We start from the raw sequence: 413 nt of genomic DNA, 5'->3' as shown, positions 1-413 counted from the left end.
GTCCACGAGGAACTCCGCGTCCGCGTCACCCAGATCCGCCGCCCCCAGCGCGGCGGCGGCCGCCGCGACGTCCCCCTCCGCCTCGACGGAGTCGACATGCACGGCGGCGGCCTTGGCCAGCGGCAGCGCGGCAGCGAGCCGCACCTCGCCGCCTCCTCGATGTCGTCGGAGACGTACCACTCGCGCAGCGCGGGCGTCACCGCGTAGGCGACCAGCGGCCCCGGCCCCAGCTCGCCCGCCTTGTGCGCCTCGGCGAGCCGGGGAAGGGTCAGGGGAACGTAGACGCGCATGGAGAGACCGCTTTCGCTCACGTCCGCACGAGGCGGACCCGGGGCCCGCCCGAAGCGGACCCGTAGCCGTGGAAAGGACCCCCAGGATACGTCCGAGGGTCCCCTATCGAGCTGCCCCCATCC

General features: G+C 74.6%; 1 pseudogene. It reads right to left on the bottom strand.

From position 1 onward, the window contains the following. Positions 1-12 precede the first annotated feature (12 nt). Positions 13-290: pseudogene (locus tag AB8Z36_RS42220) on the bottom strand (DUF6912 family protein); the annotation flags it as partial. Positions 291-413 lie beyond the last annotated feature (123 nt).

Origin of the sequence: Streptomyces flavofungini, from assembly GCF_041028215.1 — a bacterium.
Lineage (GTDB): Bacteria > Actinomycetota > Actinomycetes > Streptomycetales > Streptomycetaceae > Streptomyces > Streptomyces flavofungini_B.
This window is presented reverse-complemented; position numbering and strand designations above follow the sequence as displayed.